Genomic DNA, 14,053 nt, shown 5'->3' with positions numbered 1-14,053 from the left:
GTATCCCGTGCTGGCGTTTCTTTCTTTTTATCCTTGTGCCGTCTTTTTCAAATAAGCTCTCCATGTAATGCACCATTGATCCGGATCATCGAGCACAGACTCTAACACACGGTGACCTGTACTATTGTGCGGCGCTGTTTTGACAATCTCCGGGTTTTCATAAGCTTCCTGTGAAATATGGGTCAGTGCCGCAACGTATTCGTCGAGCTCTGCCATGGAATAGGACTCTGTCGGTTCCAGCGTAAACGGTTCTGGCACGACGTACGGGTGGTGACTGGTCCAGTAATGGTGGGCAAAGTCGACCATCCGGCGCTGAACATCGTATGTCGTGACGCCCGTGTCTTCTTTTAGCTGCTGCCAGCTGTAGCGAACCTGCTCCAGGCGTCTGCCTTGTATATACGGAGCGCTCGCACCGCGGATTTGCAGGATTTTGTGATAGAGATAGTTGTTGTTGAGGCAAGCGATCTCGGCAACTTCTTTCAAGCCGTCAGCACCAAGAGCACGGACCCAAGCGTAAGAGCGCAAGACAGCTGGTGGTACCCCGTAAAAGCTGCGGACTTTCCCGATGCTGTTTTTCAAGTCATGCTTATAGAAGTAACGCTCTCCGTCGAAATCTACGATCGGTCCTGGCAGGAATGGCGCAAGCTCGGCAGTGACACCGATGGCGCCTGTGGCAGGTCCGCCGCAAGCGTGTGGGACGGAGAAGGTTTTGTGCAGGTTGAAGAAGCACATGTCAAAGCCAGCTTCCAGCGCGCGGGTAATGCCGAGCAAGCCGTTCGCGTTTGCTTGGTCGTAGCAGCACAGTCCCCCTGCGGCGTGGACGACATCTGTGAACTCCTTGATGCGAGAGTTGTAAATGCCTGTATCCTCTGGATTCGCTACGGCAAAGGCAGCGGTTCGCTCTGAGACGAGGCCCTTTAGCGCTTCCAGATCAGGGTAGCCGTTTTCGTCAGCAGGTACATAAATGATTTTGAAGCCTTTGACTGCGGCCGTTGCGGCTTGGGACGGGTGGGAAAAATGGGTGGTAATAAACTCGTTGCGCAGCTCTCCCTCGCCGCGAGATTCGTGGTATTTGCGCACGATAGAGGCTTGGGTAAACAACGCCTGTGTGCCACTGCCCGGTTGGAACGAGAATTTGTCCATTCCCGAAATCTCTCGCAGGTACAGATCGAGCTGATACGTCATCTCCAGCATCCCTTGGACAGTGGACTCGTCTTGCAACGGATGCAGCTCCGCCATTTTCGGCGAGCGCACGAAGCGTTCATTGATTTTCGGGGAGTATTTCATCGTGCAGGTGCCTTGCCCGATCTCTACGTTAAAATCCGAACCCAGAACCTCCTGCGAAATGCGGGAGTAATGACGGATCACGCGGTACTGACTGATCTCGGGAAGGTTTGGCCGTTTTTTTCGGCGCAGGCTGTCTGGCAGCTGAGAGATGCCATCGCCTACGGTCTCTACGATTTGTGGCTCGACGGGTGGTACCTCGACGCCACGCTCACAGGGCTGGCTCAGCTCGAAAATGACAGGCTCATCCCACTTTGCTTGATGGAAACGGCGTACCTTATGGTCTCTCGGAATCCGTTTCATTTTGTCGATGGTTCCTTCGGATGTTTTCATGGGCGGTTTCCTCCTTTTACACGATGTTTTTTATAGCGGTGACGAGTGTATCAATATCCTCCTGGGTATGAACCTCTGTGACGCAGTAAAGCGCACATTGACCCAATTCCGGGTAGTGTTCAGTCAAATCAACTCCGCCGAAAATTCCTTTGGCGAGAAGCGCAGCGTTGATGTCTTTGACGGTTTTGCCTGTTTGGGAGAAGTCGATCACGAACTCCTTGAAGAAAGGAGCGGCGAATTTGGCCTCGACTCCGGGAATGGAAGAGAGCTGTTTGGCGGCGTATTGGGAGCGCTGCATGATGCCTTGCCCGACTTCTTCCATGCCGACAGGTCCCATCGTCGCCAAGTACACTCCTGCGGTAATACCCCATAGCGCGGTTTGCGTTCCGACGGATTCCTTGCCTTTTTCACGTTTGGCAAAAGAGGTGCGGTCGTACGCGACATCTCCGAAGCCGTATTCGCCTTCGACCTCTGTCGGAGCGATTCCAAACAAGCGGGACGGATATTCCATGACGTAGGTCGGATCGTCATGCGTCGCAATAAAGCCGGATTGCCCACCTCCGTAATGCATGTGTACGCCAAGCGGCTGCAAATCTCCGCACACGATGTCCGCGCCGTAATTCGCCGGAGCTTCCATTACGCCAAGAGAGATGGGATCGACGCCGACTACGCAAATGGCACCGGCTGCATGGGCCAAGTCTGCGATTATCTGTCCGTTTACTTCCACAGAGCCGAGGAAGGTCGGGTTTTCGAAATAAACCGCTGCTGTATCTACACTGAGCTTTGCTTTTAGATCATTCAGGTCAAGTCTGCCTGTTTCGTTCTCAAAATCGATCAAGGTGACGGTAAGATCAGGGGACGTATAGTTTTTGATGATCATGAGCTTGTCGGGATGGATATTTTTCGAGACCAACAGCTCGGTGCGTTTGGTGATACGTGCTGCCATGCGCAGAGCAGTAGAAGCAGCCTGTGCCCAGTCAAAAGTCGGAACGTTCACGACATCCATATCGACTAGCTCAGCTACGAGGCTTTGGTACTCGAACAACGCTTGAAAGCGGCCTTTGTCTTCATAAGGCTCACCAGCATAGGCGGTCACAAACTCTGCGCGGGAGTTGATTTCATCACAGACAGCCGGAACAAAATGCGGCCAGCAGCCTGCGCCGAGGAAGCTGATATTTTCTTTCGTGGTTTGGTTTTTGCTCATCAGCTGATTGACGTGGCGCTCCAGCTCGTATTCCGTCAAAGCTTTCGGGATGTTCATTTTATCTTTTAGGCGCAGCTCCTCGGGAATGTCGGCATAGATATCCGCAATGCTGGAAAAGCCGATTTCAGTAAGCATTTTCTCTTTGACTTCAGGTGCAGAATTCGGAATATACGGGTGGGCATAACGCTGTACGCTCATCTCAGGTTCCTCCATCTCTTCGTTCGAATATTCAGTCGGAATAACGAAAAATTAAGCCAAACCTCCGCCGTCGACGACCAGTACGGAACCCGTCACCCAGGATGACAGATCGCTGGCAAAGAACAGGACAGCATTGGCAATATCTTGCGGAGTACCGAGACGCTCCAACGGACGTCCTTCGGCGGAGGAGGCGAGGAATGCTCCTTCATCCTTTTCTAGTTGACGCGCTTCTTCACGCAACAGAGGTGTGTCGGTATCGCCTGGTGACACGCAATTTACTCGGATGTTTTGCGGACCGTGGTCAATTGCCATTGCCCGTGTCAGATTGACGACACCTGCTTTTGCCGCGCAGTAGGCCGCCGCCTTGTCACCGCCCTTGATGCCCCAGCCAGAGCCAGTGTTGATGATGCTGCCCCCGCCTGTTTTCGCCATGACAGGGATGACGAATTTGGAGAGGTTGTAAGCCCCCTTCAAGGAGACATCCACGACCAGATCCCAATCGTCCTCTTCCAGCTCGACGACCGTCTTTCTTCTGATCACGCCTGCATTGTTGAATAAAATATCGATGCGACCGTACGCTTCCTCGATCGCCTGCGTTACTTCACGACAATCCTGTTGGGAAACTACATTGCATGTAAAATAACGGGCTGACCCGCCCTCTGCTACGATTTCTTGTGCCGCCCTTTCCCCGAGATCCTCGTTGATGTCAAGCAGCATGACGTTTACTCCAAATTGGGCCAGTCGTTTCGCTGTGGCAAGTCCGATACCGGAAGCAGCACCTGTCACCAAGGCTACCTTTCCTTGCAGATGGAATACCTCGTTCGTGTTTACCATGGTTGATCACTCCCCCTAGATGAAAAGTTTATATTGCAATCACTGTGCCAAGTGCGGAGTGAATCCCGCTGGGTAACATGCTCCTTACTGGATCGCAAAAAACGAGGCTCCGGCTGTGTTTCGTACCGTCATGACAGTGACAAAAATGGCAATGAGTTGTCATGATTGGCAAACATCAGTGGCAAAATATTTGTGAACTGTCTAAATATTTCATAAAATAGAGAGTAAGGACAATAAGCAGGGAGGGTATCCATGGTTTCGTTGGATCTGTGCAAACCAGCCATCGAAAAGGTCATTACAAGCATTTCAGATATATTGAACGTGGATGCAGCGGTGATTAACGAGCGCGGCCACTTGGTCGTGAGTACGGAGCGCTACTTGAAACAAAAAGGGGAAAACGTGCATGTGCCCTCGATTGAATTCGTGTTGGCAAAAGGACAGTATGTGGTAGACAAACCCGGCTCCATGGAAATGTGCAAAGGATGCCGTTTTCTCGACAGCTGCCCCGCCAAAGTCGAGCTGCTCTCTTCGATTAAGGTAGCCAATCATGCAATCGGGGTCGTTTCCCTTACATCCTTTACGAAGGAAGGTCAAAATCGCCTGTCCAAGCATACAGAGAGATACCAGCAAATCCTGACAGAAGTCAGCGAGATGATTACAGCGATTGTACAGTCCCATGCGACGAGACAGACCGAATCGTCTGATGACTCCATGCGGCTGTTGAAGGGGGCGCTCGATACCGTCGCCGATGCGTATTTCACCTTTGACCGAAGTGGCAATGTCATTCACACGAACGCCAGCGCACGTAGATTGCTGTCCCAGCATGACCTGCTGCCAGCGGAGGTTTCTCGGATGCTGTTGCCGTCATTATCCGGGATGGCCACGCATTCTTTGCCGATCGCCAACTGTCTCGTTGACAAGCTGGACGCTTCGACCGAGGCCACGCCGATCATCGTCAACAATCAGCTCATCGGCGGCGTGCTTCGCGTGCAGAGGGAATCGCTAACCGTTCCGCGTTTGATGGATCATCAAGGGAGCCGTTCGCCCGGCAAAGCGGATAGCCTTGCTCAAATCGTGGGAAACAGCCCAGCCATCAAGCAGGTCAAAGAAATGGCGATGAAAATCGGTAACAGCAACTCCACGGTACTGATTACCGGCGAAACAGGGACAGGCAAAGGGCATCTGGCAAAAGCGATTCACGAGGCAAGCACCCGGGCTTACTACCCGTTTGTCGCCATCAATTGTGCCAGCATTCCGGAAAATCTGTTCGAAAGCGAATTGTTCGGTTACGAGGACGGCGCGTTTACCGGAGCCAAAAAGGGAGGAAAGCCGGGGCGGTTCGAAATGGCAGAGGGAGGTACGCTTTTTCTGGATGAAATCGGCGATATGCCGCTCTCGTTGCAGGCAAAGCTGCTGCGCGTCTTGCAGGAAAAGGTCGTGGAACGGATCGGCGGCACGCGGTCGTTTCCTATCAAGGTACGAATCATCGCGGCGACGAATCAGAACCTGGAGGAGCTCGTGGAGAAGAAAGCGTTTCGTGCCGACTTGTACTATCGGTTGAACGTCATTCCGATACACGTGCCGTCACTCGCAGAGCGCATGGAAGACATCGAGCTTTTGGCTGTTTCATTTATGGAAAAGTACGGAGAACAAGCAGGACGCACCTTCTTCGGAATAGCACGAGAGGCGATCAACCTGCTCACACACTATCACTGGCCGGGCAATGTACGGGAGCTGGAAAACGCCATCGAGTACGCCATGAACATGGAGCAAGACACAGTTCTGACTGCGGACAGCTTGCCTCCGCGCCTTCGTGCTCGTCCTCCAGTGGCACCTTCGCATTCAGATCCAGCTATCAAAGCGAGGGTCGCCGATGCACAGGCGGACGCCATTCGCGCTTCCCTTCAAAAGCACGGCAGTGATTTGAAAGGAAAGCAGCGGGTAGCGGAAGAACTCGGGATTGGGCTCCGCACTTTGTATCGGAAGCTAAAGCTGCTCGGTATTTAAGGAATCGGGCATGAACTTGGTGTAAACTTATGGGAGAAACGATGTGGGAGGAAGAAGCATGAGTGAGCTGAATGCCTTATTTCGGAAAAGAATCGGCATGCCAGAAAATGAAACGATTACCTTCGATACATTGAATCGCCTCCTTGATCTGACAGCATTGGCGATTCCTTTTGAAAACCTGTGCGTTATAGATGAGCGAACGAGTGTAATCTCCAGACAGTCCATCATGGAGAAGATACTGATCAGAAACGAAGGCGGTCTTTGCTACGAACTCAATCCGATGCTGTATTTCTTTTTGCTGGAAAATGGCTTTGACGCCCATCTGATTCGCGGAGTTGTTTACAAGCATAACGTTGGCGAGTATTACACGATTGGCCGGACGCATGCCACGATTTTGCTTACACATGAGGGGCAAACGTATTTGCTCGACACGGGCTTCGGTTCGAACCTGCCGTTGAAGCCTGTTCCGTTAACCGGGGAGACTGTGTCTTCGCGCAATGGTGAATTTCGGATTAAGAAAGAGCAGACGGAGTATGGCGATTATGTACTCGAAATGAAGCTGCGGCACAAGGATACGGACTGGAGGATTGGCTATACGTTTGATTCGCAGAAGCTGGTGACGGATGAAACGGAATTAAACGAGATTCAAACGATTATCGCTGATCATGAACAATCTCCCTTCAACAAAAGCCCTTTACTTACGCAGCTGACGGAGAGAGGCAATGTTACGTTGACGAACAGTTCTTTTACGCAATGGGTCGATGGTGTTATGACGAAAGAGACAATTGATGAGGAACGGTTTAAAAAGCTGGCAAAGCAGCATTTTGGGTTATAAGGAAAAAGGAGAAGCGATTAAAAACGATGAAAACCCATCAGATGCTCGTAACCTGATGGGTTTCATCATGAGGTTACTGCTGTGTTTTCGAATTTTCCAGTAGTTTCATCGGATCAACGGGCATACCATTTTCAAGAACTTGGAAAGCAAGGTGCGGTCCAGTGCTACGTCCCGTACTTCCTAACAGCCCAATGAGCTGGCCTTGGGTCACAGTAGCGCCAGCGGTGACCTCCAGCTTTTCCAAATGAGAGTAAATGGTTTGATACCCGCCTTCATGCTCCAGAATGACCTGATTGCCTTTCCCTGTTTTTGTATCGTATTCAGCTTTGATTACCTTACCTGAGGCGGCTGCTTGAACGGGCGTATTCAGGTCGTTTAAGATTTGCAAGCCGATTGTTTGATCCATAGGGCTTTTGATTGTACCTTCTGCGGGGACGACGAAGGTCTGTTCGTTCCCTAGTGCTTTTTTTGCATCCGTCAAAGTAAAGACGCCTAGAGCCAAGACGACCACGATACCAGATAAGGTCCACGTATACGCCCGTTTTTGAAAGTGACGAATCATTTCTATTCTCCTTTTTACTTGTTTTTTGGAGCTGGAGAACCCGGCTGTGAAGTGAATTTGTTTGGCGTCGACATACAGCTCGAGCATTTTGATCATGGTGTATCCGTAGCGGGGTACCTCTGTCTCCTGTAAATAAGTCAAAGCCAAGGCATCACAAGCCATTTCCTGATCCTGACGCATGCGAGAAGCGGCGTACCATAACAGCGGGTTGAACCAGTTGAGGATCAGCAGCACGCTCATGATGCTGTTCACAGGAATATCTCGTCTTTTCCAATGCGCCAGCTCATGTAAAAAGATGTGACGCAGCTCATGCTCATTGAGCTTGTCTAAAAGATTTGCCGGCAGCCAAATTTGCGGTCGCCAGATTCCCATCAAGGCTGGGCTCGTCATCTGATGACTCATGCGCAGGGGAATGGATTTGGAGATGCCCATCTGCTTTTGGCAGTGGGAAAAGACGCGCAAAACAGCTTTATCCTGTACGAACCCATCGTTTTTTAGCTGAGAAAGCAATCGATATATACTGCGAGTCATGGTGATAGCGAAGATGGCGACACCGCCGATCCAGATGAGGGAAAGCAGGCTGATCCAGGAAAAGCTCGCTTCGTTTGCTAGAGAGGCGTCTGGTTGGAGGGCAGATTCTTGCCGATGTAAAGCCTCAGCAGCGAGAACAATCGGTTCTGTAGGCGGGGGCGCTTCCTGCATGGATGTCCAAGGCGAAGGAGGCAGCCAGTTATACAAACTGATCGAGCTGTCTATCGACCAAGGAACCGCGAGCTTCCAGAGAAGCAGGAACCATACGGCGTGGTGCCAGCGGATGGAGAAATGCTTTTTGCCGAGCTGCTGGCAGAGCAAGATCAGGAGCACAAGAAGACTAGCCTCGAGGGAGTTATACAGTGTCCACGTAAATGCTTGATTGAGGGTGAGTGTGAGCCATTGCCAATCCACCAGCTTATTTCTCCTTTTCGGAAAGGATTTTTTTCAGCTCGTCAATCTCTTGGGAGGATAGTTTTTCCTCTTTTAAAAAGTGAACCAGCATGGGCTTTAAGGCCCCGCCGTACACGCGCTGCAAAAAGGATTGGCGCTCTTGGCGCTTGCATTCTTCCTCAGTGAGCACAGGGGAATAATAGTAGACGCGATTGACCTGCTCATAGGTGAGAATACCCTTTTGCGACAGGCGGCTGAGCAAGGTTTTGATTGTGTTGTCTTTCCACGTTTTGTTGTCTCGCAGGGCGTGGATGACATTGGCTGCTGTAGCGGGTGACTTTGCCCAGATGACCTTCATAATTTCCCACTCGGCATCCGAGATTCGCGGTTGCTCGTCCATGTAAGACACCTCCCTCGATTACATTTGTAGTCGTTGATTCTGTTTTAAAGATTACACTTGTAGTCATCGGGTGTCAACTATCATTTTGTAAATCCGTTCCAGATGAGCATCGTTGGAAGATGACGAGCGAATTGATACACTGAAGAAAAATCGGATAAAGGCTGTGATAGAGATGAATCTGGCCGAGCAGTTTGGCGATATGGATATTTACTTGTTTGATCAGTTGTTAAAGGGAAGGGTTACGAAGGAAATGCAGATACTCGATGCCGGTTGCGGTTCGGGGCGGAATTTGGTCTACTTTTTGCGAAATGGTTATTCGGTGTACGCCGTTGACCAATCGGTAAAAGCCATCGAGGCTGTACAGCGAATGGCATCGCAACTGGCGCCGAGCTGGTCAGCGGAGCACGCTCGTGTGGAGCCGATTGAGAGCATGAGCTTTGAAAAAGAAAGCTTCGATTTCATCATCAGTAATGCCGTTCTACATTTTGCTGAAAACGAAGAGCATTTTCGCCAGATGCTAGAGGAGCTGTGGCGGGTACTGAAGCCAGGAGGCATTCTATTCATGCGCCTTGCTTCCTCGATCGGGATTGAGGATGCTGTACAGCCACTAGGAAACGAACGTTATTTGTTGCCGGATGGAAGCACTCGTTTTCTCGTAAATGAACGGACGATGGTAGGCATGACGGAAAAACTGCAAGGCGTGTTCCGGGAGCCAATCAAAACGGTGAATGTAGCCGGACAGCGTTGCATGAGTACGTGGGTAATCAAAAAGAATGGCTAAGCACCAAAAGCCGCCTTCCTGTAGGAGAGGCGGCGTCTTTTTTCTCACTCAAAAATCACGTGTCTGATCAAAAATAGTAAAAAGCTCGTCCACATCTACTTCTACACCCGCAGTAGCCAAATTTTGTTTTGCCGACTGAAGCAGCTCATCGAGCACAACGAAAATTTCTTCCCGCTCAACCGTTTCAATAAAGCCAGTCCGGCGATCCATTTTGTTGAAAGTCTCTGTGTACTCTTTGACCAATGCACGCAAAGCAGTTTGTATTTCTACCGCATTTGTCGCGTCTTCGCTGCTTTGCTTTTCGAGCGCGCTGATCGCGGTGTTCATTTTTTTATACAGACTGGCGGCTTTGTTGGCGTGGGTTGTTGAGATGTGCTCCCTGCCATCCCAATCGCGAAACGGATTGGTCAAATTATTGGCCAGCCATTCGGGCTTGCGCGGTTTGGTGATGGACAAATCCAGCCCGTTTTTCACTTCTTTTTTGTAGGCGGCTTTAATGGTCTTAGCCGCTTCCGCTGGGAGGCTTGTCATCCAGAGACTGGAGAGCTTGGGACATTGATCTGGCGAAGGGAACTCATCTCCGGAGAAGCCAAACAGATCGTAGGTCGTAAACGTCAGTAGCTCCTTCAAGTGCTTGATACTGCCCAGATTGCTGAGGGTACCAGGCTTGCCCCGCAGACGGATGTTCTGAAGCGAAGGATAGCGTTGGACGAGTGGCTGCAAGTCCAGCTCCACTACATCATGCAGATTGAGACCCCCTAGCTGGTCGAGTCCACGGTGAAGCGGCAGCGAATCTGAGAATGTGGCGGTCAGCCAATGCCCATCCTGCTCGGCATCTATGAACAGGTTGGATGAAATGTCCTTGCCCAGTATGAGATCTCTTAGACAATCGTTCAGATGGAGTGACTCCAGCCCGTCCGCGTTTTGGAGAGAGAATTTACTGAGATGGCTTCCTGTCAGATCTAGAGAGGAGCCATTGGCTTTTTCCAGGTGAAGCTCCAGAATAAACGGATTGCTTTTGACAAAGGTAAGCAAGGAATCGGTCGGCTCCTCTGCATAGATTCTTGTCAGGCAAGGGAGCTTTTCCAATTCTGAGATGTCCGTCAGGCTTCGCAGGATGTCAGCATGAATGACGTTGTTAGATCGGCGTAGGCTCGTTCCGCCCAGCGAAATCATCTGGTCATCCTTTGCGGCCTGTTTAAACTGCTTGCGACGTTCCTCGGGAATTTGATTCCACTTGTGTTGACGGTACAGGCTCCCTCCGACATCCCAACTGCCGTAACTCCTCGTCTCTTCTGTCACGAGAGGGGGTACATTCCCTACTTTTATGTAGCCTTTGGGCACTGCTGGATCAACATACATGTGATCGAGCTTGTTGTTCCAGAAGAAGTAGTCGCAATATAAGGGCTTCATCTGGTACAGCTCTGATTCATCAGGCAATGTATCGCTGCTCCAGTCCAGCTCGAGGATACTGATGAGGTTGGATTTACTCGAGCCAGACTCTTTTATCGATGTGACCTGGCAGGCTGTGTACTTTTGGAGCTTCTCGACAAAAACACAGTAGATGTCTCCGACTGTGGGCGTCATTCCTACCATCCTTTCTATCTTGCAGGGCTTGTTATTATCGCCATTTTTACATATTTTTCATAGGTTGTCGTTGTTCTTGCTGTTTTCTATAATGAAAAAATAAACACAGATCGGACATAACGGCGTGTGAGAGGCGGCGAAGAAATGAAGAAAGAAGAGAGCACACAGAAGTGGATGAGCCGCGTATTGGAAGCCATTGTTGAAACGTCTCGCGATCATTTGTTAATCACGGACCATGAGGGGTACATTCGGCTGGTTGGCGATTCGTCCTATGAAGTGTACGGCATCGGGAAGGAGGAGCTCTTGGGCAAGAACGTCATCGAACTGGAAAAAAGGAAAGTCTTTTCTCCATCTGTCACGCGAAAAGTCATGGATGCCAAGACGCCGCAGACGATCATGCAGGAAATACCCGGCGGTCGAAAGCTGATGGTGACGGCATTTCCCGTCTGGAACGAGGATGGCAGCATGCATTCGGTCATCAGCTATTCCCATGACCTGACTGAAATTATGGAATTGAAACGGCGCTACGAAGGTCTGACAGAGCAGCTCAAGCAGTTTGAAACGGAGATTGAGGAGCTGCGCGAAAAGCATCAGGAGGGCTTCGTGGCAGTGAGTCAGCCGATGCAAGCCATTGAGCGTCTCATCAAAAAAGTGGCGGCTGTCGATTCAACTGTCCTGATCCTCGGGGAATCGGGGGTCGGGAAAAATGTGATCGCAAAAGAGATTCATCGCAATAGTCGTCGTGCGGGTGGACAATTCGTGGAGATCAACTGTGGCTCGATCCCGGAGGGCTTGCTGGAATCCGAGCTGTTTGGCTATGAGGCTGGTTCGTTTACAGGAGCCGCCAAGCAGGGCAAGCAAGGGATTATCGAGATGGCGAACCAAGGGACTCTCCTCTTGGATGAGCTGGGGGAACTGCCGCTGACGTTGCAGGCCAAGCTGTTGAAGGTGATTCAAGAAAAACGGCTGCAACGCGTTGGGAGCACACAGTACCGCGACGTGGATTTTCGTTTGATTGCCGCCACCAATCGCGATTTGGAGAAGATGGTGAAGGAAGGGAAGTTTCGGCAGGACCTGTATTTTCGCCTGAATGTTGTCCCGATCCACGTCCCGCCGTTGCGAAATCGGCCAGAGGATATCGCAGCTCTCCTGAAGCGCGTCGTGCGCTCGCTCAATGAACGCTACGGAATGGACAAGCGTCTGGACCCTGCTGTCACACATGCCTTGATGCAGCACGAGTGGCCCGGCAATGTGCGCGAGCTGGAGAACGTCTTGGAGAGAATGGTGGTCACAGCGGACGAAGAGGTGATCACTTCTTCGCATCTACCTGCAGAAATCAGGTTGGCAGGGGAAGAGCAGGCAGCCATGGAGCCGAGTCTGGCTACTTCCAAGATGTCGCTTCGGGAGGCACTGGAGCAGGTAGAGGAAAAATGGCTGCGCTATGCATCCGAGCACTGCCGGACCACGGGAGAAATCGCGGAGTTTCTCGGCATTAGCCAGCCCTCTGTCGTACGGAAGCTGCAAAAGTATCGGATTCGTTCCAAGTGATTCAAAAATGAATATTTTATTCAAAAATGAATCGAGCATTCTGGTGTTTTTGATTCAAAAATGAATAATTTGATATACACGTAGTGTGGGAAACGTGATTTCATCATGCTCTGGCGTTTGGCATAGGTATTGCTACATATCGTAGTTGAGTTTACAAGCAAGCAATCCAACCAATACCATCTCGAACGAGGAGAGGAAACCATATGTCCAAACAACGTCAATTTGTAAACGTAGCTGCAGGTGTGCCAGGTCCTAAGGGAGCGGCCCTGATTGAAAAAAGAAAGCAGTTCGTTCCAAAAGGTGTCGGCAACAACACCCCTGTTTTTGTAGAGTCAGCTTCAGGTGCATTGGTTACGGATGTAGATGGCAATACGTACATCGATTTTGCCGGAGCGATCGGGACACTGAACGCCGGACACTGCCCGCCGGAAGTAGTTGAGGCACTGAAAGCGCAACTCGACAAATACATTCATCCTTGCTTCCATGTAGGGATGTATGAGCCATATGTGGCCTTGGCTGAGAAGCTGACGCAAATCACCCCAGGCAGCTTTGAAAAGAAGACGATGCTCGCAAACAGCGGAGCAGAAGCAGTAGAGAACGCGGTGAAAATCGCCCGCAAATACACAGGACGTCCAGGCATCATTTCTTTTAGCCGCGGTTTCCATGGTCGTACGCTTCTCGGCATGTCACTGACTTCCAAAGTGAAGCCGTACAAATTCCAGATGGGTCCATTCGCTCCCGCTACGTATAAAGCGCAATTCCCGTATCCACTGAATAAGCCGGAATCCATGACAGATGATGAGTACGCGCAATTCTGCGTGCGTCAGTTCGAGGACTTCCTCTTGACTGAGGTTGCACCGGAAGAAGTGGCTGCCGTAATTATGGAACCGATTCAGGGAGAAGGCGGCTTTATTGTTCCGCCTGTGTCCTTCGTTCAAGGTGTCTATAACATTTGTAAAAAGCATCAAATCCTATTTATTTCCGATGAAATTCAAACAGGCTTCGGTCGTACTGGCGCCATGTTTGCATCTACTCATTTCGGTATCGAGCCAGATATCATCACCATGTCCAAATCCATCGCGGCAGGCTTGCCCATCTCTGCGGTTACGGGACGCGCAGAAATCATGGACGCGCCAAACCCGGGTGAGATCGGCGGTACCTATGGAGGAAGCCCGCTTGGCTGCGTAGCGGCGTTGGCAGTCATTGAGAAAATGGAGCGCGAAGACCTGTCTGGCCGTGCACAGGTGATCGGGGACAAGATCAAAGCGCATTTTTACGCGTTGCAAAAAGAGTTCCCTGTAATCGCAGAGGTGCGCGGACTGGGTGCAATGTGCGCCGTAGAATTTATCGATCCGACAACCAAACAACCGGCGAAGGAGCTCGTTGCTGGCTTGACCAAAGGCTGCTACGAGTCTGGCGTCATCGTGCTTTCTGCTGGCGTCCACAGCAACGTACTGCGCTTCCTGTCTCCACTGGTTATTACAGACGAGCAACTGGAAGAGGCGCTGGACATTATGACGGATGTACTGAAAAGCCAATACGTGACGAACTAAAAC

Annotated in this window: 11 protein-coding genes; 5 read left to right on the top strand and 6 right to left on the bottom strand. The window is 50.9% G+C overall.

Annotated features, from left to right (window positions below; translation table 11 throughout):
• Window positions 1-27: 27 nt before the first annotated feature.
• The 3 genes from gcvPB to HP570_RS16490 are packed head-to-tail and all read right to left on the bottom strand — an operon-like array spanning window position 28 to window position 3,853.
• Complete coding sequence (gene gcvPB, locus HP570_RS16500; RefSeq protein ID WP_173626416.1) at window positions 28-1,617, bottom strand: aminomethyl-transferring glycine dehydrogenase subunit GcvPB; 1,590 nt, start codon at window positions 1,615-1,617, stop codon at window positions 28-30.
• Between the two features lie 16 nt (window positions 1,618-1,633).
• Complete coding sequence (gene gcvPA, locus HP570_RS16495; protein WP_173626415.1) at window positions 1,634-3,019, bottom strand: aminomethyl-transferring glycine dehydrogenase subunit GcvPA; 1,386 nt, start codon at window positions 3,017-3,019, stop codon at window positions 1,634-1,636.
• Between the two features lie 51 nt (window positions 3,020-3,070).
• A complete protein-coding gene (locus HP570_RS16490; RefSeq protein ID WP_173626414.1) occupies window positions 3,071-3,853 on the bottom strand; it encodes an SDR family NAD(P)-dependent oxidoreductase in 783 nt (260 codons plus the stop codon).
• Between the two features lie 252 nt (window positions 3,854-4,105).
• Between HP570_RS16490 and HP570_RS16485 the strand changes: the two genes are divergently transcribed.
• Together HP570_RS16485 and HP570_RS16480 are read left to right on the top strand one after the other, a co-directional pair.
• Window positions 4,106-5,860 carry a sigma-54 interaction domain-containing protein gene (locus tag HP570_RS16485; protein WP_173626413.1) on the top strand — a complete coding sequence of 585 codons (1,755 nt, stop codon included), beginning with the start codon at window positions 4,106-4,108 and terminating at the stop codon, window positions 5,858-5,860.
• A 58-nt stretch (window positions 5,861-5,918) separates the two neighbouring features.
• Entirely contained in the window at window positions 5,919-6,695 is a 777-nt protein-coding gene (locus tag HP570_RS16480) for an arylamine N-acetyltransferase family protein (RefSeq protein WP_173626412.1), read from the top strand.
• 73 nt (window positions 6,696-6,768) lie between these two features.
• On the opposite strand, the gene HP570_RS16475 is transcribed toward HP570_RS16480, so the two are convergent.
• Complete coding sequence (locus tag HP570_RS16475) at window positions 6,769-8,202, bottom strand: M23/M56 family metallopeptidase (protein WP_173626411.1); 1,434 nt, start codon at window positions 8,200-8,202, stop codon at window positions 6,769-6,771.
• A gap of 4 nt (window positions 8,203-8,206) precedes the next feature.
• Window positions 8,207-8,581 carry a BlaI/MecI/CopY family transcriptional regulator gene (locus HP570_RS16470; protein WP_173626410.1) on the bottom strand — a complete coding sequence of 125 codons (375 nt, stop codon included), beginning with the start codon at window positions 8,579-8,581 and terminating at the stop codon, window positions 8,207-8,209.
• Between the two features lie 112 nt (window positions 8,582-8,693).
• Between HP570_RS16470 and HP570_RS16465 the strand changes: the two genes are divergently transcribed.
• Window positions 8,694-9,362 (top strand): class I SAM-dependent methyltransferase, encoded by a 669-nt coding sequence (locus HP570_RS16465; protein WP_217364676.1) that lies wholly within the window; start codon window positions 8,694-8,696, stop codon window positions 9,360-9,362.
• A gap of 48 nt (window positions 9,363-9,410) precedes the next feature.
• On the opposite strand, the gene HP570_RS16460 is transcribed toward HP570_RS16465, so the two are convergent.
• Window positions 9,411-10,949 (bottom strand): hypothetical protein, encoded by a 1,539-nt coding sequence (locus tag HP570_RS16460; RefSeq protein ID WP_173626409.1) that lies wholly within the window; start codon window positions 10,947-10,949, stop codon window positions 9,411-9,413.
• A gap of 144 nt (window positions 10,950-11,093) precedes the next feature.
• On the opposite strand from HP570_RS16460, the gene HP570_RS16455 reads away from it, so the two are divergent.
• Together HP570_RS16455 and gabT are read left to right on the top strand one after the other, a co-directional pair.
• A complete protein-coding gene (locus HP570_RS16455) occupies window positions 11,094-12,497 on the top strand; it encodes a sigma-54 interaction domain-containing protein (protein WP_173626408.1) in 1,404 nt (467 codons plus the stop codon).
• Between the two features lie 203 nt (window positions 12,498-12,700).
• Entirely contained in the window at window positions 12,701-14,050 is a 1,350-nt protein-coding gene (gene gabT, locus HP570_RS16450) for a 4-aminobutyrate--2-oxoglutarate transaminase (RefSeq protein WP_173626407.1), read from the top strand.
• The last annotated feature ends 3 nt before the right edge of the window (window positions 14,051-14,053 follow it).

The sequence above is a fragment of the Brevibacillus sp. RS1.1 genome (assembly GCF_013284365.1).
GTDB classification, from domain to species: domain Bacteria; phylum Bacillota; class Bacilli; order Brevibacillales; family Brevibacillaceae; genus Brevibacillus; species Brevibacillus brevis_D.
Note: the sequence above shows the minus strand (reverse complement) of the source record. Positions and strands in the feature narration are given on the sequence as shown.

What these genes read in the sequence shown, in the direction of transcription:
- HP570_RS16490 (WP_173626414.1), bottom strand. Translation starts at nt 3,853, where the DNA reads ATGGTAAACACGAACGAGGTATTCCATCTGCAAGGAAAGGTAGCCTTG.
- HP570_RS16485 (WP_173626413.1), top strand. Translation starts at nt 4,106, where the DNA reads ATGGTTTCGTTGGATCTGTGCAAACCAGCCATCGAAAAGGTCATTACA.
- HP570_RS16480 (WP_173626412.1), top strand. Translation starts at nt 5,919, where the DNA reads ATGAGTGAGCTGAATGCCTTATTTCGGAAAAGAATCGGCATGCCAGAA.
- gcvPB (WP_173626416.1), bottom strand. Translation starts at nt 1,617, where the DNA reads ATGAAAACATCCGAAGGAACCATCGACAAAATGAAACGGATTCCGAGA.
- gabT (WP_173626407.1), top strand. Translation starts at nt 12,701, where the DNA reads ATGTCCAAACAACGTCAATTTGTAAACGTAGCTGCAGGTGTGCCAGGT.
- gcvPA (WP_173626415.1), bottom strand. Translation starts at nt 3,019, where the DNA reads ATGAGCGTACAGCGTTATGCCCACCCGTATATTCCGAATTCTGCACCT.
- HP570_RS16455 (WP_173626408.1), top strand. Translation starts at nt 11,094, where the DNA reads ATGAAGAAAGAAGAGAGCACACAGAAGTGGATGAGCCGCGTATTGGAA.
- HP570_RS16470 (WP_173626410.1), bottom strand. Translation starts at nt 8,581, where the DNA reads ATGGACGAGCAACCGCGAATCTCGGATGCCGAGTGGGAAATTATGAAG.
- HP570_RS16460 (WP_173626409.1), bottom strand. Translation starts at nt 10,949, where the DNA reads ATGACGCCCACAGTCGGAGACATCTACTGTGTTTTTGTCGAGAAGCTC.